Below are 20661 nucleotides of genomic sequence, written 5' to 3' on the forward strand. Positions count from 1 at the left end.
CGGCCAGGTGAGCCATGTATCGATCGAATTCTTTGGATATGCCCATCGCACCCTCGTCACAGGGAAAAATGACGGGCATATCATGCCTTAATTTTTATGACACAGTAAGACTAACGCGTAAGGAATACCGCTGAAGGACCACTTCGGCGATGAGTCGCTGTCGGCTTCTGGCCGCCAGCCGCCATGATCCTGCAGCTCAGCCCCAAGGAGCTCAGCACGGTCTACCGCGCGCTCAGCTCCGCACCCGCTGCCGCAGCGCCTCGAGGTCGGCCAGCGTGTCCACGTCGATCTGGCAGCCTGGATCGTCGACCGGGACCTCGATGACCTCGGCCTGCCGCAGCAGCGCCGCCGCCCCCTGCGGCCCGCTCAGCTGCATCAGCGCCGGGCCGAAGGCCGCGGGGAAACGCACGGGATGGCCGCGCCGGCCCTCGAAGACGGGGACGGCGATGCGGTCCAGCGGCTCGGCCGCCGCCACGGCCAGCAGGGTTTCAGGTCGGAGCAGCGGCAGGTCGGCCGGCAGGATCAGCCAGCCGTCGGCATCCGCCGTGGCGCGCAGCGCGGCCGCGATCGAATCGCCCATGCCCGGGTGCGGGCCGCGCTCCAGGTGCCAGGACAGGCCGCTGGCGCGCACCGCGTCCAGCAGGTGCTCGAGCAGGGGCTTGCCGTGCAGCTCGGCGGCCAGCTTGTGGACCTGGCCGCCCGAGGCGGTGAAGCGGCTGCCGCTGCCGGCGGCGAGCACGAGGATGGTGGGGGGGCGCATGGGCAGCAGACTACACCATGGGCGACACGCTAGCCGCAGACGGTCAGGCCGGCGCCGGGCCGCTCCAAGCCGACCTGGGCCCCCTCGGGGGGCAGCGAGGACACGTCAGTGCCGAGCGTGGGGGCCCGATCTAATCCGCCTGGATGCCGAAGCTCTTGATCAGCTGGCCGTAGCGCGCGTGGTCGGCGGCGTTGGCCTGGGCCAGGCGCGAGGCCGGGCCGCCGGTGGGCAGGGCGCCGAAGGTCTGCATGCGCCCGGCCACCTCGGGAATGCGGAGGATCTCGTTGAACTCGGTGTTCAGGCGCTTGGCGATCTCGGGCGGCAGGCCGCGCGGGGCCATCAGGCCCTGCCAGGCGCTGACCTCGACGTCCTTGACGCCGAGCTCGGCCAGGGTGGGCACGCCGGGCGCGAGCTTGGAGCGCTGGCGCTCGGCCACGGCCAGGGCCAGCAGCTTGCCGTTGCTCAGGTAGGGCGCGACCGGGCCGTAGGTCATCCAGGCCAGGGGCACATGGCCGCCCAGCAGGTCGTTGACCGCCGGCGCCACGCCGCGGTAGGGCACATGGCTGATCTGCACCTGGGCCGCCTTGTTGAACAGCTCGCCCAGGATGTGCATGGGCGAGCCGCTGCCGGGGCTGGCGTAGGCCAGGGCCTTGCCGCCCTTGGCGGCCGCGACCAGCTGGCGCAGGTCCTTGACGCCCAGGCCAGGGTGCGCAACCAGGAACAGCGGTTGCACGCCGGTCTGCACGATGGGCGTGAAGTCGTTCAGCGGGTCGTAGGCGCTGGCGGCGCCGCTCTTGATCAAAAGCGGCGCGATCGAGAAGGTGCTGGGCGTGAGCAGCAGGGTGTGGCCGTCGGGCGCGGCCTTGGCCACCCAGGCGTTGCCTATGGTGCCGCTGGCGCCGGGGCGGTTGTCCACCACCACGGGCTGGCCCAGGCGGCCCGCGAGCTTTTCCGCGAACAGGCGGGCCATGGCGTCGGTGTCGCCGCCGGCCGGGTAGGACACGACCAGGGTGATGGGCTTGCTGGGGTAGTTCTGCGCCAGGGCGGGGCCGGCGGCCAGGGCGGCGGCCAGGCCTGCGAGCCGCGCGAGGGCATGGCGTCGGTTGGGGTTCATCGTATCTCTCCAGGGGATGGGGCAGACGCCGCGGCCCGCGCGGGGCCGCCGGCGCGGGGGAAATAGGGTCAGAGGTCCAGGACCAGGCGCTCGCTCTTGCAGCCCGAGACGCAGACCATCATGACCTTGTTGCTCGCGTGCTCGGCGGCGCTGAGCACGCAGTCGCGGTGGTCGGGCACGCCTTCGAGCACGCGCGTCTCGCAGGAGCCGCAGACGCCTTCCTCGCAGCTGGTGTTGGGGTCCACGCCGGCGGCGCGCAGCGCGGCCAGCAGCGAGAGCTCGGGCGTCACCGGGATCACTTTGCCCGAGCGCTTGAGCTCGACCGTATAGGCCTTCTTGGCGTCGGGCGCGGCGGCCACCTCGACGGCGGCGAAGCGCTCGATGTGGGCATTGGCGTAGCCGAGCTCGGCGCACAGCTTCTCGAAGCTGTCGAGCATCACGGTGGGGCCGCAGGCGTAGTAATGGGTGTCGCCGCGCGGCGCGCGCTCGGCCAGCAGGGCCTTGAGGTCGGGTGGGCCGCCGGCCTCGCTGTCGAAATGCCACAGCACGGGCGCGCCCAGGGCCTCGATCTCGGCGACGAAGGCCGCGCCAGGGCGCGAGCGCGCGCAGTAGATCAGCTCGAACGAGCGCCCGATCTGCTTGAGGCGCCGGCCCATGCAGAGAATCGGCGTGACGCCTATGCCGCCGGCCACCAGCACGCTGTGCTCGGCCTCCTCGTGCAGGCGGAAGTTGTTGCGCGGCTCGCTGATGCTGATCTTCATGCCCACGCGCAGCTGCTCGTGGATGGCGCGCGAGCCGCCGCGGCTGGCCTTGTCCTTGAGCACGCCGACCACGTAGCGGTGCCGCTCGTCGGGCGCGTTGAGCAGCGAGTAGCTGCGCAGCAGGCCGCCCGGCAGGTGCAGGTCGATGTGCGAGCCGGCCTCGAAGGGCGGGAACGCCGGTCCGTCCACCGGGCGCAGCTCGATGCCGATGATGTCCTCGGCCTCGTAGCGAAGCGTGTGGACCAATGCGTTCAGGAGGTGGATGGACATGGCCGTGGCGTGGGAAGGAATGGAGGGCCCGCGCCCTTCGGGGCGCGGCGTGGCAGTGTTCAGGCCTTGGGCGCCGCCTGGTCGAGCTGCTGCGTGGCCAGGCCCTTGAGGTGGCGGCGCAGGCGCACCAGGCCCATGTCGTGCTGGTAGAGGTGCTCGCGCCGGTTGGCGTCGGGCTCCATGTTCTCCACCGCCACGCGGTCCTGCTCCAGCACATGCCAGTGGCGCTCCTCCAGGCGGTTCTTGTAGAGGAAGCGCCAGGTGTCGCGCTGCCAGCCCGAGACCTTGCGGCAGCGCCAGTGGAACACCCCCGCCGCCTGCTTGCTGATCGGCGTGTAGCTGCCGATGATGGTGAAATTGCCGCCCGGCCCGCCGGTCTTGGGATAGGGGATCTCCAGGCGCATGGTGTGTATGCCCGTGTCCATCCACTCGGTCCAGTCGAAGTTCACGTTGCGCTGGCCCTTCTTCTCGAAGAAGAAACCGATGTCCGTGTCGCGGATCTGGAAGTCGGCGCTGATCTCGCCCTCGGCCATCGAATGCGACTGCTTGTGCAGGTAGGCCCCGTGCATCGGGTCCAGCACGTTGTCCAGCACATAGCGGTAGTCGCAGCCCCACTCGGTGTAGCACAGGAAGGCAGACCACTCTGGCGAAGTCAGCTGCTCGGGCAGGCGCAGCGGCGGCGGGCTGTCCACATGGGGCGCGGTGGCGTTGAACAGGAAGATCGCGCCCGCGCGCTCCTCGACGTGGAACATGCGCGCCGGGCGCGAGCCCTCGAGCTTGCAGCCCGGGCTGCCCGGCACGCGGGTCACGGTGCCGTCGCAGCGCACCTCGACGCCGTGGTAGGCGCAGGCGATGCGGTCGCCCAGGTTCACGCCGATGGACAGCGGCGCGCCGCGGTGCGGGCAATGGTCCTCCAGGGCATGGACCTTGCCGTCATGGTCGCGCCACAGCGCGATCTTGTAGCCCAGGCGGCGCAGCGAGACCGGGCTGTCCTTGACGAAGCCCGAGGGGCAGACCGGGAACCACAGGTCCTTGAGGCCGACCTCGAGGGCGGCGTCGACCGGGTCTTGCTGGAAATTGACGACGGATGTGTTCATGGGGAAATCTCCGCAAAAGGGTCAGGCGCCGAGGCGGGCCATTTCCTGCTGGTAGGACTCGGGCGTCCAGGCCTGGCCGTTGGGGCCCGAGGGGCCGGACTGGTTCAGGTAGGCCACCAGGCCTTCCAGCTCGTGTATGCCCTGGGCGTAGGCACGCTCTATCGAGTCGCCCAGCAGGCTTTCGTAGGCCGTGGGCGGCGCGCTGCGGGTCTGGTGGGTTTCGTTGTAAAGCTCTTTGGTGCGCATGGGGCCTCCGGTGCAGGCTGTGGGACGAATGAAATGAAGGGGGTCAAGCCTTGGGCTTGTCGGTCATGAAGCGGCCGCTGGGCGCCTCGGCGTTCTTCTGGCGGCGCGTGTGGCCGTCGATGCCGCCCTTGATCGCCCATTCGGCGAACACCGTGGGGCCGGGCGTGAACTCGCGCGGCTGCCAGTCGGCGGTCAGCTCGTCCTCGTCCGTGTAGTACTCCACCAGCGCGCCGGCGGGGCTGACGAAATACCAGAAGATGGCCGAGGAGATCGGGTGCCGGCCCGGGCCGAGCTCGGTGTCCCAGCCGCAGCGCGACATGTGCATGCCGCCGCCGAACACCTCGTGCACGTCGCGCACGGTGAAGGCCACGTGGTTGAGGCCGCGGCGCGGCTCGGGCGGCTGCAGCAGGAACAGGTCGTGGTGGCCGCCCTCGGGGGCGCAGCGCATGAAGGCGCCCCGCTCGGGATAGCGGTCGGAGACCACGAAGCCCAGGCAGTCCTGGTAGAAGGCGCTGGTGGCGGCCAGGTCGGTCACGAAGAACACCACATGGCCGACCTCGACCGGCCGGGCGCGCTCGTAGGCCGGGCTGGGCTGGTTCACGCGCGGGCGCTCGCTCCAGGTGTTGGTCTTGGCGCAATCGAGCTGCAGCGCGCGCTTCTGGCTCAGCTGCAGGCGCACGGCCAGGCCGTTCGGGTCGGTGCAGCCTATGCGCTCGCCCGCCTCGACGAAGCCCGGGCGGTCCGCGATGCGGCTGCGGTACAGGGCCAGGTCGGCCGGCGAGGCCACGCCCCAGACCACCTCGCGCAGCGTGGGGTCTGGCTCCACGCCGGCCGGCAGGCCCGGCTTGTCGGAATGGGCCACCACCACGCGGCAGCCGTTGAGCGACTCGAACACCAGCTCCTGCGCGGCCTCGGACACCAGGTTCAGCCCCCAGTCCAGGAAAAACTGGCGGCACTTGGCCAGGTCGGCCGCGCCGAAGGTGATTTCGTCAATGCCCAGAACGCTCATCGCTGACTCTCCTGCTGGATGCGTTTCGTATATAAAACAAAGTTTCTTAACTGAAACGAGCAAATTCTAAGACAAGAACTTGAAAAACGCAAAGTGGTCCAAACCCGGGGCCGGGCCAGGGGCTTGGCCCGGCGCACCCGGCGCCGGATTTCAATGCCCTTCGAAATCGACCAGGGTGAACAGGGGCAGGCCCGAGTCGCGCAGGCGGCGCGAGCCGCCGAGCTCGGGCAGGTCCACGATGGCCGCGCCCTCCATGACCGTGGCGCCTAGCTTCTCCAGCAGGCGGCGCCCGGCCATCATGGTGCCGCCGGTGGCGACCAGGTCGTCGATCAGCAGCACGCGGTCGCCGGACTTCACGGCGTCGGCATGCAGCTCCACGGTGGCGCTGCCGTACTCGAGCTCGTAGGTCTCTTCCACCGTGGTGAAGGGCAGCTTGCCCTTCTTGCGTATCGGCACGAAGCCCACGTTGAGCTCGTAGGCCACCACCGCGCCCAGGATGAAGCCGCGCGCGTCCAGGCCGGCCACCACGTCGGGCCGCAGGGCGCGGTCCATGTAGCGGTGCACGAAGGCGTCGATCAGCACGCGGAACGGCTTGGGGTCCTGCAGCAGCGGCGTGATGTCGCGAAACTGCACGCCCGGCGCCGGCCAGTCCGGCACGGTGCGGATGTGGCGCTTGAGGTAGTCCTGGATGCTGAGGTCTGGCATGGGGGGGTCCCGGCAGGGCAATGCCCGATTCTGCCGCGGGACGGCGGTCCTGTGCTGCGCCGGACGGCCCTTGCTTTCGGCAGGTATATTGGTATGATGACCTCATGACTGATGATCATCTGGTGTTTGTGGATACGGGCCGTGCGGCCGAGGCCAGGGAGCCGATTCACCGCCGCAAGCTCTCTCACGAGGTGCTCGATCGCCTGCTCAGCCGCTTGCGCACAGGCGAGTATCCGGTCGGTTCCTGCCTGCCCTCGGAGCGCGAGCTGATGCAGATGTTCGCGGTCGGACGGCCTGCCGTGCGCGAAGCCCTGCAGGCGCTGGAGCGCATGGGCTTCGTCAGCATCGTCCATGGCGAGGGCGCGCGCGTGCAGGCGCTGTCCGCCGACCGGCTGATGGCCCAGCTCTCGGATCCGGCCATGCATCTGCTGTCGAATTCCGAGCTCCTGCTGGAGCATCTGAAGGAGGCGCGCCTGAGCTTCGAGCTGCTGATGGTGCGTCAGGCGGCGGACAAGGCCTCGCCCGAGGACATCGCCGTGCTGCGCAGCGCGATGGCCGAGCAGCGCGCGAGTGTCGACGACCCCATGCGCTTCCTGCAGGCCGACATGGCTTTTCACCGGGCGATCGCGGGGATCTCGCGCAACACGGTGTTCATGGCGGTTTCGCGCGCGATGCTCGAATGGCTGGAGCATTTCCACAAGGATGCGGTCACCGATCCCGGCGCCGAGCGCGGCGTGGTGGCCGAGCACGAGCAGGTGCTCGAGTGCATCGCGGCCCACGACCCGGAGGGCGCCGCGACGGCCCTCGCCAACCACCTCAACCGCGCGAACGACCGCTACCGGCTGGGCGCCTGAGCCTCGCCTTCTCCTCTCCGTCCCTTGCGCCGCCGCAGCCAACGCAAAGCCCGCCCATGAACGCCGTCAACATCGAAGACCTGCGCCGCCTGGCAAGACGGCAACTCCCGCGTGCCGTGTTCGAGTTCGTCGACGGTGCCGCCAACGACGAGCAGACGCTGGCGGCCAACCGGCGCGACTTCGAACGGATCTGGTTCGCGCCCCGGGTGCTGGTCGATGTCGGCGAGCGCAGCCAGGCCGTGCGCGTGCTCGGCCAGGACTACGCCTCACCCTTCGTGTTCGGCCCGACCGGCCTGGCCGGGGTGCTGTGGCCGCACGGCGACCTGGCGACGGCGCGGGCCACGGCCAAGGCCGGCGTGGGCTATTGCCTGAGCACCAACGCCAATGCCTCCATCGAACAGGTCGCGCAGCAGGGCCGCAAGGACTTCTGGTTCCAGCTGTACGTGCAGCGCGACCGCGGCCTGGCCAAGGAACTGGTCGACCGGGCGCGGGCGGCCGGCTGCCCGGTTCTCTGCGTGACGGTGGACCTGCCCGTTCAGGGGCCGCGCGAGCGCGACGAGCGCAACGGCTTCACGGTGCCGCCGCGCCTGGGGCTGGACAATGTCTTCGACTACGCCAGGCGCCTGGGCTGGCTGTGGCGCATGGCGACGGGGCCGCGCATCGGCTTCGGCAACCTCGAGGCGCCCGGTGCGCCCAAGTCCGGCCTCACGACGGTCGCCCAGCACATCGGCAAGCAGTTCGACCCCACCGTGAGCTGGAAGGAGATCGACTGGCTGCGCGGCATGTGGAGCGGCCCGCTGGCGGTCAAGGGCATCCTGCACGCGGACGACGCGCGGCTCGCGGTGCAGCATGGCGTGGACGCGGTCATCGTCTCCAACCATGGCGGCCGCCAGCTCGACGGCGCGCCCTCGGCCATCTCGGCCCTGCCCGGCATCGTCGACGCGGTCGATGGCCGGGCCGAGGTGCTGGTCGACGGCGGCGTGCGCCGCGGCTCCGACATCGTCAAGGCGCTGGCGCTGGGCGCGCGCGCCTGCCTGCTGGGCCGCGCCTCGCTCTACGGCCTCGCCGCCGGCGGCGAGGCCGGCGTGAGCCGGGCCATCGAGATCCTGCGCAAGGAGATCGACATCACGCTGACCCTGCTGGGTCGGCCCGACATCGCGGCATTGAATCGGTCGGCCTTGCGGCCGGGCGCGGAAGCGGCGTTCTGGAGCCCGCCCGGTGGGGCGGGCTGAAGGACGCCATTGGCAGGTCGACAGCTCAACCAACCCGAGGAGACATCGAATGAAACGTCGAGGCATGATCAAAGCGGCAACGGCCGCTTCGCTGGCAAGCGTCGCGGCGGCGCCGGCCATAGCGCAGTCCCAGCCGAACATCCGCTGGCGCCTCGCGTCGAGCTACCCGAAGACGCTCGACACGATCTACGCGGCGGCCGAGACCGTGGCCAACCGCGTGTCGGCGGCCACCGGGGGCAAGTTCGAGATCCGTGTCCATGCCGCGGGCGAGATCGTGCCGGCCTTCCAGGTCATCGACGCGGTGCAGCAGGGCTCGGTCGAGTGCGGCCATGCGGGCGCGCTGCTGATGTTCGGCAAGGACCCGACCTTCGCGCTCGACGCATCGATTCCCTTCGGCATGAACTCGCGCCAGATGTCCTCGTGGATGGTCGACGGCGGCGGCCTGGCCCTGCTGCGCGATTTCTACCGCGAGTTCAACATCGTCAACTTCCCCTGCGGCAACACCGGCACCCAGATGGGCGGCTTCTTCCGCAAGGAGATCAAGTCGGTCGAGGACATCAAGGGCCTGAAATTCCGGATCGGCGGCTTCGGCGGCACGGTGATCGAGCGGCTCGGCGGCGTGCCGCAGAACATCCCGCCGGGCGACATCTACCCCGCGCTCGAGAAGGGCACGATAGACGCGGCCGAGTTCATCGGCCCCTACGACGACGAGCGCCTGGGCCTGCACAAGGTGGTGAAGAACTACTACTACCCCGGCTTCTGGGAGGGCGGCTCCCAGGTGACCTTCTTCGCCGGCGCCAAGGCCTACGAGAGCCTGCCCAAGGAATACCAGACCATCCTGGCGGCGGCCTGCTACGAGGCCCATGTCGAGATGCAGGCCAAGTACGATGCCCGCAACCCGGCCGCGCTCAAGCGCCTGGTCGCCGGCGGCGCCAAGCTGCGGCCCTTCCCGAGGCCGGTGCTCGAGGCGGCCTGGAAGGCCGCCAACGAACTCTACGCCGAGCTGTCGGCCAAGAACGCGCACTGGCGCAAGATCTACGAGAGCTACGCGAAGTTCCGCGACGACAGCATCCTCTGGGCGCGCTTCTCCGAAGGCAGCTTCGACAGCTTCATGTCCGCGATCAAGCGCTGACGCCCTGCTGCGGCGCCCCGGTTCAGCCGCGCTGCAGCTTCTCCTCGGCCAGGGCCAGCGCCTCGGCCCGGCCCGACAGCACCAGGGTGTCGCCTGCCTGCAGCTGGGTGTCGTCGTCGGGCGTGATGGACTGGCCCGAGCTGCGGCGCAGGCTGACCACGCGCACGCCCACCGCGTGCAGGGCCAGGTAGGCCAGCGGCCGGCCGACCGCGGGCGTGCCCAGTGGCAACGTGTAGGGCGACAGGCGCTCGTTTTCGAGGTCGTCCACCGTGCGGTCGTCGGCGCCGTGGAAATAGCCGCGCAGCAGGTTGTAGCGTGCGTCGCGCTGTTCCTGCACGATGCGGATCACGCGCCGCATGGGCACGCCGACCAGGGCCAGGGCATGGCTGGCCAGCATCAGCGAGCCCTCGATGGCCTCGGGCACTACCTCGGTGGCGCCGGCGGCCTGCAGCTTCTCCAGCTCGCGGTCGTCCTGGGTGCGCACGATCACCGGCACCTGGGGCGCGTGCGAGCGGGTATGGGCCAGCACCTTCATGGCGCCCGCCACGTCGAGGTAGGTCACGACCACGGCGCTGGCGCGCGCCAGGCCGGCCGCGATCAGCGCCTGCAGCCGCGCGGCATCGCCGAACACCACCGAGTCGCCGGCCGCCGCGGCCTGGCGCACGCGGTCCGGGTCCAGGTCCAGCGCCATGTAGGGAATGCCCTCCTGCTCCAGCATGCGCGCGAGGTTCTGGCCGCAGCGCCCGTAGCCGCAGATGATCACGTGCTTGTTCACGTTGATCGACTTGCGCGCGATGCTGGTCATCTGCAGCGACTGCTGCAGCCATTCACTGGCCACCAGCTTCATCACCAGGGCGTTGCTGTAGAGGATGATGAAGGGCGTGGCCAGCATGGACAGCACCATGCTGGCCAGCACCGGGTTGAACAGCGCCGGTGCCACCAGGCCGTGCTGGGCGCTGAGGGTCAGCAGCACGAAGCCGAATTCGCCGGCCTGGGCCAGGTACAGGCCGGTGCGCAGCGACACGCCCATGGTGGCGCCGAAGGCACGTGCCAGCGCGGTCACCAGCAGCAGCTTGAACAGCACCGGCCCCGTGACCAGCAGCAGCACCAGGGGCCAGCGCTGGGTCACTTCGCGCCAGTCCAGCAGCATGCCTATGCTGATGAAGAACAGGCCCAGCAGCACGTCGTGGAAGGGCCGGATGTCGGTCTCCACCTGGTGCTTGTACTCGGTCTCCGAGATCAGCATGCCGGCGATGAAGGCGCCCAGGGCCAGGCTCAGGCCGGCCAGCTCGGTCAGCCAGGCCAGGCCCAGCGTGACCAGCAGCAGGTTGAGCACGAACAGCTCTTCGCTCTTGCGCCGCGCCACCAGGGTCAGCCACCAGCGCATCAGGCGCTGGCCGCCGACCAGCAGCACGGTGATCAGGGCCGTGGCCTTGACCGCCGCCAGCGCCAGGGCCGAGAACAGGGTCTCCGGGGCCGAACCCAGGGCCGGGATCAGCACCAGCAGCGGCACCACGGCCAGGTCCTGGAACAGCAGCACGCCGACCACGCGCTTGCCGTGCTCGGCGTCGAGCTCGAGCCGGTCGGCCATCAGCTTGATCACGATGGCCGTGCTGCTCATGGCCATCGCGCCGGACAGCGCCAGGGCCGTGCGCCAGCCCATGTCCCAGAGCCGGGGTGCCAGCGTGGCCAGGAACAAAGAGCCCAGGGTGACGATGCCTATGGTCAGCACCACCTGGAACAGGCCCAGGCCGAACACATGCTGGCGCATCGCGCGCAGCTTGGGCAGGTTGAACTCCAGGCCGATCACGAACATCAGGAACACCACGCCGAACTCGGCCAGGTGGCGCAGGTCGGCCGAGTTCTGCCCCAGGCCCAGCGCGTTCGGCCCGATCAGCACCCCCACCACCAGATAGCCCAGCATGGGCGGCAGCAAGAGCTTGCGGCAGGCCACCACCCCCAGCACGGCGGCCAGCAGGTAGAGCAGGGTGAGCTCGAGCGCGGTCATTGTTCGAATGCTAGCAAGCCACGTGCCCATAACCGTGACCGGCCTCTATAAAATCGCGCCATGACATTCGACCCCGCACAGGCCGTCCGGCTGGCCCATGAAACGCTGGACATCGAGGCGGCCGCCCTGCTGGGCCTCAAGGCGCGGCTCGGCGACGACTTCGCGCGCGCCGTGGCCATGATGCTGGCCGTGCGCGGCCGCGTGGTGGTCACCGGCATGGGCAAGAGCGGCCATGTGGGCCGCAAGATCGCGGCCACGCTGGCCTCCACCGGCACGCCGGCCCTGTTCGTGCACCCCGGCGAGGCCAGCCATGGCGACCTGGGCATGATCAAGACCGTGGACCTGGTGCTGGGCATCTCCAACAGCGGCGAGAGCGACGAGCTGGTGTCCATACTGCCGGTGCTCAAGCGCCAGGGCGTGCCTCTGATCGCCATCACCGGCGGCCTGGCGTCCACGCTGGCGCGCCATGCCGATGTCGTGCTCGACAGCAGCGTCGAGAAGGAAGCCTGCCCGCTGAACCTGGCGCCCACCGCCAGCACCACGGCCCAGCTGGCGCTGGGCGATGCGCTGGCCGTGGCCCTGCTCGACGCGCGCGGCTTCAAGGCCGAGGACTTCGCGCGCTCGCATCCCGGCGGCTCGCTGGGCCGGCGCCTCTTGACCCATGTGAGCGACGTGATGCGCCAGGGCGAGGAGGTGCCCCTGGTCGGCCCTGACACCCCGTTCACCGAGCTGATGCGCGAAATGAGCGCCAAGGGCCTGGGCGCCTCGGCCGTGGTCGACGCCGAACGCCGGGTGCTGGGCATCTTCACCGACGGCGACCTGCGCCGCCTGGTCGAGAAGGGCCAGGACCTGCGCGGCCTCACGGCGCGCGAGGTCATGCACCCCAACCCGCGCACCATCCGCCACGACGCCCTGGCCGTCGAGGCCGCCGAGCTGATGGAGGAGAGCCGCATCACCAGCGTGCTGGTGCTCGACGCGCAGGGTCGCCTGTGCGGCGCCGTGAACAGCAACGACCTGATGCGCGCCAAGGTGATCTGAACATGTCAAACCTCGTGCCCGCACTGACCTGGCCCGCCGAACTGCTGCTCAAGGCGCAGGACATCCGCGTCGCCTTCTTCGACGTCGACGGCGTACTGACCGACGGCGGCCTCTACTTCTCCGAGCATGGCGAGACGCTCAAGCGCTTCAACACCCTGGACGGCCATGGCCTCAAGCTGCTGCGCCAGGCCGGCATCACGCCGGCCGTGATCACCGGTCGCGACTCCAAGCCGCTGCGCGTGCGCCTGCAGGCCCTGGGCATCGCCCATGTGCGCTATGGCACGGAGGACAAGCTGCCGGCCGCCCAGGCCCTGCTGAACGAGCTGGGCCTGGACTGGCGCCAGGCCGCGGCGATCGGCGACGACTGGCCCGACCTGCCCGTGATGCAGCGCTGCGCCTTCGCCTGCGCGCCGGCCAACGCCCATGCCCAGGCCCTGGCCCTGGCCCACCACGTGACCCTGGCCCGCGGCGGTGAGGGCGCGGCGCGCGAGTTCTGCGACCTGCTGCTGGTGGCCGGCGGCCACTACGCGGGCCTGCTGGCCCAGCTGCGTGGCGCATGAGCGGCGCCGGGCCGTCCCAAGGCGCGAACGCCCCCTCGGGGGGCAGCGCAGTACACGAAGTGACAAGCGTGGGGGCTAACACATGACGCCGGGGACGGAGGCTTCATGAAGCGCCTGCGCTGGGCCTGGGACCGCCTGTCCATCTACCTGCCCATCGTGCTCATGGGCATGTTCGCCCTGGGCAGCTGGTGGCTGGTGCGCAACGTGCCCATCATCGTCGCGCCCGGCCAAGCCGCGCCGCCGCGCCACGAGGCCGACTATTTCATGCGCCGCTTCTCGGTCAAGAGCTTCGACGTCGCGGGCAAGCTCAAGAGCGAGCTCTGGGGCGCCGAGGCCCACCATTACCCCGACACCGACATGCTGGAGATAGCCCAGGTGCGCATGCGCGCCTTCGACGAGCAGGGCCGGCTGACCGTGGCCACGGCCAGGCGCGCCGTCTCCAACGCCGACGGCTCCGAGGTGCAGCTGATGGGCGACGCGCGCGTGGTGCGCGAAAGCAGCACCGGCCCCGGCGGCGAGGCCCTGCCGCGCATGGAGTTTCGCGGCGAGTTCCTGCACGCCTTCGTCAAGCAGGACCGCGTGCGCTCGCATTTGCCGGTGGAGCTGACGCGCGGCAGCGACCGCTTCACGGCCGACGCGCTGGACTACGACCACCGCAGCCAGGTGCTGGACCTGCGCGGCCGCGTGCGCGGCCAGCTGGCGCCGCGCCAGCGCTGAAGAATGATGCCCCCACGCTTGCCGCTTCGCGTGCTGCGCTGCCCCCCGAGGGGGCCCAGGCCGGCTTGGGGCGGCCCGGCGCCGACCTGACATGGGCAGGCTGGCCTTCATCACCGGCGCGTCGAGCGGCATAGGCCAGGCCCTGGCCCTGCGTTGCTATCACGCCGGCTACGACCTGGCCCTGGTGGCGCGCCGCACCGAGGCCATGGCGGACTGGGCGCGCGGCCAGGGCCTGCAGGCGGCGCGCTGGCGCGTCTACGGCGCCGACGTGGCCCAGGTCGACAGCATCGTGGCCGCGGGCCAGGCCTGCCTGGCCGAGCAGGGCCTGCCCGATCTGGTGATCGCCAATGCCGGCATCAGCGTGGGCGTGGACACCGCGCTGCGCGAGGACCTGCCCGTGATCGCCGAGGTGCTGGCCACCAACACCCTGGGCCTGGCCGCCACCTTCCACCCCTTCATTGCGCCCATGGTCGCGCGCGGCAGCGGCAGACTGGTCGGCATAGGCAGCGTGGCCGGCATACGCGGCCTGCCCGGCCATGCGGCCTACTGCGCCAGCAAGGCCGCCGTGATCAGCTACTGCGAGAGCCTGCGCGGCGAGCTGCGCGCGGCGGGGCTGCGCGTCGTGACCCTGTGTCCGGGCTACATAGACACGCCGCTGACGCGCCAGAACCGCTACCGCATGCCGTTCCTGATGACGCCGGCCGACTTCGCGGCGCGCGCCCTCAAGGCCATCGAGGCCGGCGCCAGCTACCGCGTGATTCCCTGGCCCATGGGCGTGGTGGCCAAGCTGCTGCGCCTCTTGCCCAACCCGCTGTTCGACCGCCTGCTGGCCGGGCGGCCGCGCAAGCACCGCCAGGGCGGCGGTGCCGCTTCGGCCGACCTGTCCTAACCGAGCAGCCCGCGCGCAATGATGTTGCGCTGCACCTCGGACGAGCCCTCGTAGATGCGCAGGATGCGCGCGTCGCGCACGTAGCGCTCGAGCGGCAGCTCGCGCGTGAAGCCGTAGCCGCCGTGGATCTGCAGCGCGGTGTCGGTCACGAAGCCCACCATCTCGGAAGCATGCAGCTTGGCCATGGCCGACTGCTGGCTGAAGGGCAGGCCGGCGCCGCGCAGCGCCATGGCCTGCAGCGCCAGGCCCCAGGAGGCCTCGAGCCTGAGCTTCATGTCGGCCAGCATCCACTGTATGCCCTGCTTGCTCGCCAGCGGATCGCCGCCGATCTGGCGCTCGCGCGCCCATTGCACGGCCGCGGCCAGCGCCGCCTCGGCGATGCCCAGCGAGGTCGCGGCGACGTCGAGCCGGCTGTTGTCCAGCACCTTCATCGCGGTCTTGAAGCCCGTGCCTTCCTCGCCCAGGCGGTTGGCCGCCGGCACCAGGACCGACTCGAAGGCGAGCTCGTGGGCATGGCCGCCGCGTATGCCCATCAGCTTCTCGGGCGAGGACAGGCACAGGCCGGGGCTGTCGGTCTCGACGATGAAGGCGCTCACGCCGCGCGCGCCGGCGGCCGGGTCGGTCTTGGCGAACACCACCAGGAACTGGGCCTCGGCGGCGTTGGAGATGAAATGCTTGACGCCGTCGATGCGGTAGTGCTCGCCCTCGCGCACCGCGCGCGTGCGCAGGTCGGCCGGGTGCGAGCCGCCGCGCGGCTCGGTCAGCGCGAAGCCGGCCAGCCACTCGCCGCTGGCGGCCTTGGGCAGGTAGCGTGCGCGCTGTTCGTCGTTGCCGCCCAGCAGCACCGCGTCGGTACCCAGGTAATGCGCACCAATCATGGACGAGGTCGAGGCGCAGGCGCGCGCGACCTCGACCAGGGCCAGCAGCAGGGCGGTGGGCGAGACGCCCGGGCCGCCCCAGCGCTCGGGCAGGTTCATGCCCATCAGGCCCAGGGCCGCGAGCTGCGGCACATGGCAGGCCGCCGAGCGCTCTTGCTCGTCGATGGCGCGCGCCTGCGGTGCCAGCGCCTCGCTGGCGAAGCGCGCGACGGCCTCGGCCAGGGCCTGGTCTTCTTCGGTGATGCCGAGTCGTTTCATGTCTGTCCTCAGGTTCAGGGGGTGGTGGTGGCAGGGCCGAACACGCCGGCCTCGCGCAGTTCGGCCAGCTTGCTGGCGCCGCAGCCCAGCAGGCTGGCCAGCAAGTTCTCGGTGTGTTCGCCCAGGGCCGGCGCGCGGCCCGCGCGGTTCGGCGCCGCGCCGTTGAAGCGCACCGGCTGGGTCGGCAGGCGCAGCCCCGGCAGGCGCGGGTCATCCACGGGCTGCAGCAGCCCGCGCGCCCGGGCCTGGGCCGAGTCCAGCGCCTGGGCGATGTTCCAGATCGGCGCCGCCGGCACGCCGGCCGCCTCCAGGCGCTGCACCACCTCGTCGACCGCCAGGGCCGTGGCCCAGTCCTCGATCGCGGCGCGCAGCAGCGGCTCGTGCGCCGAGCGCGCCGCGTCGCTCGCGAAGCGCGGGTCCTGCGCGAGTTCGGGCTGGCCCATGGCGCCGGCCAGGGCCTGGAACAGCTTGTGGTTGAGCACGGCCAGCGCGAAATGCCCGTCCCGCGCGCGGTACACGCCGAAGGGCGTGGACAGCGGATGCCGGTTGCCGACGCGCCGCGCCGGCTCGCCGGTGAACAGGTAGCGCGCGGTCGAGGTGGCGAGGAAGCTCAGCGTGGTGTCGAACATGGCCACGTCCACATGCTGGCCCTGGCCGCTGCGCTGGGTCTGCAGCAGGGCGGCCAGCGTGGCCCAGGAGGCGAACAGGCCGGCCACCACGTCGGACACGGCCTCGCCGACCAGGGTGGGCGCGCCATCGGGCTCGCCGGTCGCCTCCATCAGGCCGCTGAGCGCCTGCACGATGATGTCGTAGGCCGGCCGCTGCGCGTAGGGGCCGGTCTGGCCGAAGCCCGAGACGCTGACATAGACCAGCCGGGGGTTGGCCTGGCGCAGCGCCGCCGCGCCCATGCCCAGGCGCTCGGCCACGCCGGGGCGGAAGTTCTCGATCACCACGTCGGCCCGGGCCGCGAGCTGCTGCACCAGCTGCACCGCCTCGGGCTGCTTGAGGTCCAGCACCAGGCTCTTCTTGTTGCGGTTCATCACCGTGAACAACGCGCTCTGGCCGTTCTTCATGGGGCCGATGGCGCGGTAGTCGTCGCCCTGCGGCGGCTCGATCTTGATCACCTCGGCGCCCAGGTCGGCCAGCAGGGCGGTGGCCAGCGGGCCGGCCAGCACGCGCGTGAAATCGAGGATGCGGATGCCGTCCAGCGGGCGGGCGGCGGGGGTGGCTTCGGTCATGGGGCGGGCCTTTCAGAAGGGGTCTGCCGCGATCTTGGCCGTTCTCTGGATCAATTGAAAATATTGGTTTTTGATATGCTGAATCAAAAATCATGATTCACATCAACCTGCGCCAGCTCGAGTATTTCGTCGCCGCGGCCCGCCATGGCGGCGCCGCGCGCGCGGCCGAGGCGCTGGCCGTCTCACAGCCCTCGATCTCCAAGGCCATCGCCGACCTGGAGGCGCTGTGGGGCGAGGCCTTGTTCGTGCGCCTGCACGCGCGCGGCCTGGAGCTCACGGCCGCCGGCGCCGAGAGGCACCGCCAGGCCCACGCCCTGCTGGCGCAGGCGCGGCGGCTGGAGGCGCCGCGCTCGGGCGCGCTGGCCGGCCTGCTGCGCGTGGGCTGCCTCAGCACGCTGGCGCCGCGCTGGCTGCCCGACATGCTGCTGCGGCTGCGCGCGGCCCACCCGGCGATCGAGGTCCAGCTGGTCGAGGGCGACACCGAGGCCCTGACCCGCATGCTCGAGCGCGGCACGCTGGACCTGGCCCTGCTCTACGACCTGGGCCTGGCGCGCGGCGTGCGCCTGGAGCCCCTGGCCGAGCTCTGGCCCTATGCCCTGCTGCCCTGGGGCCACCCGCTGGCGCGGTCCGCCAGCCTCAGCCTGGCCGAGCTCGCGCGCGAGCCGCTGGTGCTGATCAAGCTGCCGCACAGCCGCGAGTATTTCCTCTCGCTGTTCCGCCAGGCCGGCGTCACGCCGCGCATCGTGCAGGAGAGCGCCTCGCTGGAGATGGTGCGCAGCCTGGTCGCCAACGGCCTGGGCGTGTCGCTGCTGACCACGCGGCCGGCGCGCGACTGGGCCTACGACGGCAAGCGCATCGCCTGCCGGCGCCTGCGCGGCCCGCTCACGGCGCAATCCGTGGTGCTGGCCTACCCGGGGGCGGAGGCCTTCCTCTCGCCGCTGGCCGCCCCGTTCGCCGAGGTGGCGCGCGCCGCCTTCGCGCGCCAGGCCGACGCGCTGACGCGGCGCGAGCCCGAGCCCGAGCCGCCCGCGGTGCCGTGAGCGGCACGGGGCTTGCTGTGCCAGCCCCGGTTCGCTGCGAACTTCCTGTATAGACAGCATTTTGGTGCAGCCCGCCGAGGCCATGCACCAGAAGCATGAACCCATGCATGCCCATGGAGCGGAGGCACAGGGTTAACATGTATATACAGGATGGTCAGGCTGAACCACAATTCGAGGGCGCCAAGAGCTTCGTGCCGGTGCGCCGCAAGACCACCGCATTTTTCATACAGGAACAGGAGAGCCTCATGGGCCATACCGTCGGAAAGATTGTTTCGCTGCTGGCAGCCGCCGCTTGCCTGGTCGGCGCGGCCTCGAGCGCCAGCGCGCAGGAGACCAAGATCACGCTAGGCATGTCGGGCTGGACCGGCTTCGCGCCGCTGACCCTGGCCGACAAGGCCGGCATCTTCAAGAAGAACGGCCTGGAGGTCGAGATCCGCATGATCCCGCAGAAGGACCGCCACCTGGCGCTGGCCGCGGGTGCCATCCAGTGCGCGGCCACCACGGTGGAGACCCATGTGGCCTGGAACGCCAACGGCGTGCCCATCGTGCAGATCTTCCAGATGGACAAGTCCTACGGCGCCGACGGCCTGGCCGTGCGCAACGAGATCAAGGGCTTCGCCGACCTCAAGGGCAAGACCATAGGCGTGGACGCGCCGGGCACGGCGCCCTATTTCGGCCTGGCCTGGATGCTGAACAAGAACGGCCTGAGCCTCAAGGACGTCAAGACCGTGACCCTGGCGCCCCAGGCTTCGGCCCAGGCCTTCGTGACCGGCCAGAACGACGCCGCCATGACCTACGAGCCCTACCTCTCGACCGTGCGCGGCAACCCCAACGCCGGCAAGATCCTGGCCACCACGCTGGACTACCCCATGGTGATGGACACCGTGGGCTGCGCGCCCAGCTGGCTCAAGGCCAACGCCAAGGCCGCGCGCGCCCTGGCCCAGTCCTATTTCGACGCGTTGGACATGATCAAGGCCGAACCGGCGCGCGCCAACGAGATCATGGGCGCCGCGGTCAAGCAAAGCGGCGAGCAGTTCGCCAAGTCGGCCGCCTACCTGCGCTGGCAGGACCGTGCCGCGAACCAGAAGTTCTTCGCCGGCGAGCTGACCCAGTTCATGAAGGAGTCGGTGCCCATCCTGCTCGAGGCCGGTGTGATCCGCAAGGCGCCGGAAGACCTGGCCGTCACCTTCGACGCCCAGTTCCTGAAGTAAGCCGGCCATGCAAGCGTCTACCGTCATGGACCGTCCCGCCGCTGCCACGGCGGCGCCTGAGGCCCCCCCGGCCCAACCTCGCCGCCGCGCCTTCGCGCCGCTGGAGCCGGTCAGCGCCCGCGCGCGCTGGATGCTGGGTCTGGGCTTTTTCGTGCTGTTCGTCCTGGTCTGGGCCTTGTTCACGCTGGGCGGCTATGTCTCGCCGACTTTCCTGGCCAGCCCCATCACCATGGTGCGCGAGGGCTGGGCCTTGTTCGCCGAGCACGGTTTCCTGACCGACATAGCCATGACCGTCTGGCGCGTGCTGGGCGGCTTCCTGCTGGCCACCGTGATCGCCGTGCCGCTGGGCATCGCCATGGGCACCTGGAAGAGCGTGGAGGCTTTCTTCGAGCCCTTCGTCTCGTTCTGCCGCTACCTGCCGGCCTCGGCCTTCATCCCGCTGCTGATCCTCTGGGCCGGCATAGGCGAGGCGCAGAAGCTGCTGGTGATCTTCATCGGCTCGGTGTTCCAGATCGTGCTGATGGTGGCCGTCACCGTGGGCAGTGCGCGGCGCGACCTGGTCGAGGCCGCCTACACCCTGGGCGCCGGTCCGCGCGGCATCGTGCTGCGCGTGCTGATGCCGGGCGCCGCGCCCGGCATCGCCGAGACCCTGCGCCTGGTGCTGGGCTGGGCTTGGACCTATGTCATCGTGGCCGAGCTGATCGGCTCCTCTTCCGGCATAGGCCACATGATCACCGACAGCCAGGCCCTGCTCAACACCGGCCAGATCATCTTCGGCATCATCGTCATCGGCGTGATCGGCCTGATCTCCGACTTCGCCTTCAAGGCGGTCAACCGCCGCCTGTTCGCCTGGAGCACCCTGTGATGAATCAACTGTCCATCCGCGGCGTGTCCCGCACCTTCACCTCGGCCAAGGGTCAGGCCACCCAGGCCCTGCTGCCGGTGGACTTCGAGGTGCGCGAGAACGACTTCGTCACCATCCTCGGCCCCTCGGGCTGCGGCAAGTCCACGCTGCTGCGCATCGTGGCGGGCCTGGATTTCCCGAGCTCGGGCCAGGTGCTGCTCGACGGCCGGCCCATCGACGGCCCCGGCGCCGACCGCGGCGTGGTGTTCCAGAGCTACACCCTGTTCCCCTGGCTGACCATCGCGCAGAACATACGCTTCGGCCTGCGCGAGCGCGGCATGAGCGAGGCCGAGCAGAAGGAGCGCAGCGACTTCTTCATCGCCAAGGTCGGCCTGCGCGGCTTCGAGAACCACTATCCCAAGCAGCTGTCGGGCGGCATGCAGCAGCGCACGGCGATCGCGCGCGCCCTGGCCAACGACCCCAAGATGCTGCTGCTCGACGAGCCCTTCGGCGCGCTGGACAACCAGACACGCGTGCTGATGCAGGAGCTGCTGCTGGGCATCTGGGAGTCGGCCAGGAAGACCGTGCTGTTCGTCACCCACGACATCGACGAGGCCATCTTCATGGCCAACCGCGTGGCCGTGTTCAGCGCGCGCCCGGGCCGCATCAAGACCGAGCTCGCGGTAGACTTCCCGCACCCCCGCCATTACACGATCAAGACCTCACCCGAGTTCATGGAGCTCAAGGCGCGCCTCACCGAGGAAATCCGCGCCGAGTCCATGGCCACGGCCGAACACTGA

21 protein-coding genes are annotated in these 20661 nt (G+C 70.3%); 11 read left to right on the top strand and 10 right to left on the bottom strand.

Annotation, left to right across the window (positions count from 1 at the left end):
- Window positions 1-232 precede the first annotated feature (232 nt).
- The 7 genes from FFS10_RS19420 to FFS10_RS19450 form a co-directional block, all read right to left on the bottom strand.
- Window positions 233-760, bottom strand: coding sequence for a nucleotidyltransferase family protein (locus FFS10_RS19420; RefSeq protein WP_137896254.1), 528 nt, complete (start codon window positions 758-760; stop codon window positions 233-235).
- 130 nt (window positions 761-890) lie between these two features.
- Entirely contained in the window at window positions 891-1874 is a 984-nt protein-coding gene (locus FFS10_RS19425) for a Bug family tripartite tricarboxylate transporter substrate binding protein (RefSeq protein WP_137896255.1), read from the bottom strand.
- A 68-nt stretch (window positions 1875-1942) separates the two neighbouring features.
- A complete protein-coding gene (locus FFS10_RS19430) occupies window positions 1943-2905 on the bottom strand; it encodes a PDR/VanB family oxidoreductase (RefSeq protein WP_137896256.1) in 963 nt (320 codons plus the stop codon).
- A gap of 59 nt (window positions 2906-2964) precedes the next feature.
- Window positions 2965-4002 carry a Rieske 2Fe-2S domain-containing protein gene (locus tag FFS10_RS19435; RefSeq protein ID WP_137896257.1) on the bottom strand — a complete coding sequence of 346 codons (1038 nt, stop codon included), beginning with the start codon at window positions 4000-4002 and terminating at the stop codon, window positions 2965-2967.
- A 21-nt stretch (window positions 4003-4023) separates the two neighbouring features.
- A complete protein-coding gene (locus FFS10_RS19440; protein WP_137895377.1) occupies window positions 4024-4248 on the bottom strand; it encodes a recombinase-like helix-turn-helix domain-containing protein in 225 nt (74 codons plus the stop codon).
- Between the two features lie 43 nt (window positions 4249-4291).
- Window positions 4292-5257: a VOC family protein gene (locus FFS10_RS19445; RefSeq protein ID WP_137896258.1), complete on the bottom strand. Its 966-nt coding sequence runs from the start codon at window positions 5255-5257 to the stop codon at window positions 4292-4294.
- Between the two features lie 150 nt (window positions 5258-5407).
- Window positions 5408-5962 (bottom strand): adenine phosphoribosyltransferase, encoded by a 555-nt coding sequence (locus FFS10_RS19450; RefSeq protein WP_137896259.1) that lies wholly within the window; start codon window positions 5960-5962, stop codon window positions 5408-5410.
- 104 nt (window positions 5963-6066) lie between these two features.
- Here FFS10_RS19450 and nanR point away from each other — a divergent pair, with 104 nt between their 5' ends.
- Genes nanR through FFS10_RS19465 form a run of 3 tightly spaced genes read left to right on the top strand, consistent with a single transcriptional unit; the run spans window position 6067 to window position 9180 of the window.
- Window positions 6067-6816, top strand: a complete 750-nt coding sequence (gene nanR / locus FFS10_RS19455; RefSeq protein WP_137896260.1) for a transcriptional regulator NanR — start codon at window positions 6067-6069, stop codon at window positions 6814-6816.
- 56 nt (window positions 6817-6872) lie between these two features.
- Window positions 6873-8048, top strand: a complete 1176-nt coding sequence (locus tag FFS10_RS19460; RefSeq protein WP_137896261.1) for an alpha-hydroxy acid oxidase — start codon at window positions 6873-6875, stop codon at window positions 8046-8048.
- 49 nt (window positions 8049-8097) lie between these two features.
- Window positions 8098-9180 carry a TRAP transporter substrate-binding protein gene (locus FFS10_RS19465; protein ID WP_137896262.1) on the top strand — a complete coding sequence of 361 codons (1083 nt, stop codon included), beginning with the start codon at window positions 8098-8100 and terminating at the stop codon, window positions 9178-9180.
- 22 nt (window positions 9181-9202) lie between these two features.
- Here FFS10_RS19465 and FFS10_RS19470 read toward each other — a convergent pair whose 3' ends face one another.
- Window positions 9203-11188 (bottom strand): monovalent cation:proton antiporter family protein, encoded by a 1986-nt coding sequence (locus FFS10_RS19470; protein ID WP_137896263.1) that lies wholly within the window; start codon window positions 11186-11188, stop codon window positions 9203-9205.
- A gap of 60 nt (window positions 11189-11248) precedes the next feature.
- Between FFS10_RS19470 and FFS10_RS19475 the strand changes: the two genes are divergently transcribed.
- From FFS10_RS19475 to FFS10_RS19490, 4 genes are all read left to right on the top strand, one after another.
- The gene (locus FFS10_RS19475) at window positions 11249-12226 is read left to right on the top strand and encodes a KpsF/GutQ family sugar-phosphate isomerase (protein WP_137896264.1); all 978 of its coding nucleotides are present in this window, start codon (window positions 11249-11251) and stop codon (window positions 12224-12226) included.
- A gap of 2 nt (window positions 12227-12228) precedes the next feature.
- Window positions 12229-12786: a KdsC family phosphatase gene (locus FFS10_RS19480; RefSeq protein ID WP_137896265.1), complete on the top strand. Its 558-nt coding sequence runs from the start codon at window positions 12229-12231 to the stop codon at window positions 12784-12786.
- Window positions 12787-12891: 105 nt separating this feature from the next.
- A complete protein-coding gene (gene lptC / locus FFS10_RS19485; RefSeq protein ID WP_137896266.1) occupies window positions 12892-13503 on the top strand; it encodes an LPS export ABC transporter periplasmic protein LptC in 612 nt (203 codons plus the stop codon).
- Between the two features lie 91 nt (window positions 13504-13594).
- Window positions 13595-14392 carry an SDR family oxidoreductase gene (locus FFS10_RS19490; RefSeq protein WP_137896267.1) on the top strand — a complete coding sequence of 266 codons (798 nt, stop codon included), beginning with the start codon at window positions 13595-13597 and terminating at the stop codon, window positions 14390-14392.
- Here the strand turns inward: FFS10_RS19490 and FFS10_RS19495 are convergent.
- Together FFS10_RS19495 and FFS10_RS19500 are read right to left on the bottom strand one after the other, a co-directional pair.
- Entirely contained in the window at window positions 14389-15528 is a 1140-nt protein-coding gene (locus tag FFS10_RS19495; RefSeq protein WP_137896268.1) for an acyl-CoA dehydrogenase family protein, read from the bottom strand. The two genes, FFS10_RS19490 and FFS10_RS19495, sit on opposite strands and share 4 nt — an antisense overlap.
- Window positions 15529-15542: 14 nt before the next feature.
- Window positions 15543-16766 (bottom strand): CaiB/BaiF CoA transferase family protein, encoded by a 1224-nt coding sequence (locus FFS10_RS19500; protein ID WP_137896269.1) that lies wholly within the window; start codon window positions 16764-16766, stop codon window positions 15543-15545.
- Window positions 16767-16858: 92 nt separating this feature from the next.
- Here FFS10_RS19500 and FFS10_RS19505 point away from each other — a divergent pair, with 92 nt between their 5' ends.
- The 4 genes from FFS10_RS19505 (at window position 16859) to FFS10_RS19520 (ending at window position 20661) form a co-directional block, all read left to right on the top strand.
- Complete coding sequence (locus tag FFS10_RS19505; protein WP_137896270.1) at window positions 16859-17806, top strand: LysR family transcriptional regulator; 948 nt, start codon at window positions 16859-16861, stop codon at window positions 17804-17806.
- A 245-nt stretch (window positions 17807-18051) separates the two neighbouring features.
- Window positions 18052-19017: an ABC transporter substrate-binding protein gene (locus FFS10_RS19510; protein WP_137896271.1), complete on the top strand. Its 966-nt coding sequence runs from the start codon at window positions 18052-18054 to the stop codon at window positions 19015-19017.
- A gap of 7 nt (window positions 19018-19024) precedes the next feature.
- Window positions 19025-19882, top strand: a complete 858-nt coding sequence (locus FFS10_RS19515) for an ABC transporter permease (protein ID WP_171016059.1) — start codon at window positions 19025-19027, stop codon at window positions 19880-19882.
- The gene (locus FFS10_RS19520; protein ID WP_137896272.1) at window positions 19882-20661 is read left to right on the top strand and encodes an ABC transporter ATP-binding protein; all 780 of its coding nucleotides are present in this window, start codon (window positions 19882-19884) and stop codon (window positions 20659-20661) included. The genes FFS10_RS19515 and FFS10_RS19520 overlap by 1 nt, the downstream gene beginning before the upstream one ends.

The sequence above is a fragment of the Ramlibacter sp. 2FC genome, assembly GCF_005503345.1.
Lineage (GTDB): Bacteria > Pseudomonadota > Gammaproteobacteria > Burkholderiales > Burkholderiaceae_C > SCMQ01.

Bases quoted from the DNA above. Each gene is read 5' to 3' on its own strand.
- FFS10_RS19440 (WP_137895377.1), bottom strand. From the start codon at position 4,248: ATGCGCACCAAAGAGCTTTACAACGAAACCCACCAGACCCGCAGCGCG.
- FFS10_RS19425 (WP_137896255.1), bottom strand. From the start codon at position 1,874: ATGAACCCCAACCGACGCCATGCCCTCGCGCGGCTCGCAGGCCTGGCC.
- FFS10_RS19475 (WP_137896264.1), top strand. From the start codon at position 11,249: ATGACATTCGACCCCGCACAGGCCGTCCGGCTGGCCCATGAAACGCTG.
- FFS10_RS19515 (WP_171016059.1), top strand. From the start codon at position 19,025: ATGCAAGCGTCTACCGTCATGGACCGTCCCGCCGCTGCCACGGCGGCG.
- FFS10_RS19500 (WP_137896269.1), bottom strand. From the start codon at position 16,766: ATGACCGAAGCCACCCCCGCCGCCCGCCCGCTGGACGGCATCCGCATC.
- FFS10_RS19480 (WP_137896265.1), top strand. From the start codon at position 12,229: ATGTCAAACCTCGTGCCCGCACTGACCTGGCCCGCCGAACTGCTGCTC.
- FFS10_RS19510 (WP_137896271.1), top strand. From the start codon at position 18,052: ATGGGCCATACCGTCGGAAAGATTGTTTCGCTGCTGGCAGCCGCCGCT.
- FFS10_RS19430 (WP_137896256.1), bottom strand. From the start codon at position 2,905: ATGTCCATCCACCTCCTGAACGCATTGGTCCACACGCTTCGCTACGAG.
- FFS10_RS19435 (WP_137896257.1), bottom strand. From the start codon at position 4,002: ATGAACACATCCGTCGTCAATTTCCAGCAAGACCCGGTCGACGCCGCC.
- FFS10_RS19460 (WP_137896261.1), top strand. From the start codon at position 6,873: ATGAACGCCGTCAACATCGAAGACCTGCGCCGCCTGGCAAGACGGCAA.
- FFS10_RS19495 (WP_137896268.1), bottom strand. From the start codon at position 15,528: ATGAAACGACTCGGCATCACCGAAGAAGACCAGGCCCTGGCCGAGGCC.
- FFS10_RS19505 (WP_137896270.1), top strand. From the start codon at position 16,859: ATGATTCACATCAACCTGCGCCAGCTCGAGTATTTCGTCGCCGCGGCC.
- FFS10_RS19520 (WP_137896272.1), top strand. From the start codon at position 19,882: ATGAATCAACTGTCCATCCGCGGCGTGTCCCGCACCTTCACCTCGGCC.
- FFS10_RS19465 (WP_137896262.1), top strand. From the start codon at position 8,098: ATGAAACGTCGAGGCATGATCAAAGCGGCAACGGCCGCTTCGCTGGCA.
- FFS10_RS19420 (WP_137896254.1), bottom strand. From the start codon at position 760: ATGCGCCCCCCCACCATCCTCGTGCTCGCCGCCGGCAGCGGCAGCCGC.
- nanR (WP_137896260.1), top strand. From the start codon at position 6,067: ATGACTGATGATCATCTGGTGTTTGTGGATACGGGCCGTGCGGCCGAG.
- lptC (WP_137896266.1), top strand. From the start codon at position 12,892: ATGAAGCGCCTGCGCTGGGCCTGGGACCGCCTGTCCATCTACCTGCCC.
- FFS10_RS19445 (WP_137896258.1), bottom strand. From the start codon at position 5,257: ATGAGCGTTCTGGGCATTGACGAAATCACCTTCGGCGCGGCCGACCTG.
- FFS10_RS19450 (WP_137896259.1), bottom strand. From the start codon at position 5,962: ATGCCAGACCTCAGCATCCAGGACTACCTCAAGCGCCACATCCGCACC.
- FFS10_RS19470 (WP_137896263.1), bottom strand. From the start codon at position 11,188: ATGACCGCGCTCGAGCTCACCCTGCTCTACCTGCTGGCCGCCGTGCTG.
- FFS10_RS19490 (WP_137896267.1), top strand. From the start codon at position 13,595: ATGGGCAGGCTGGCCTTCATCACCGGCGCGTCGAGCGGCATAGGCCAG.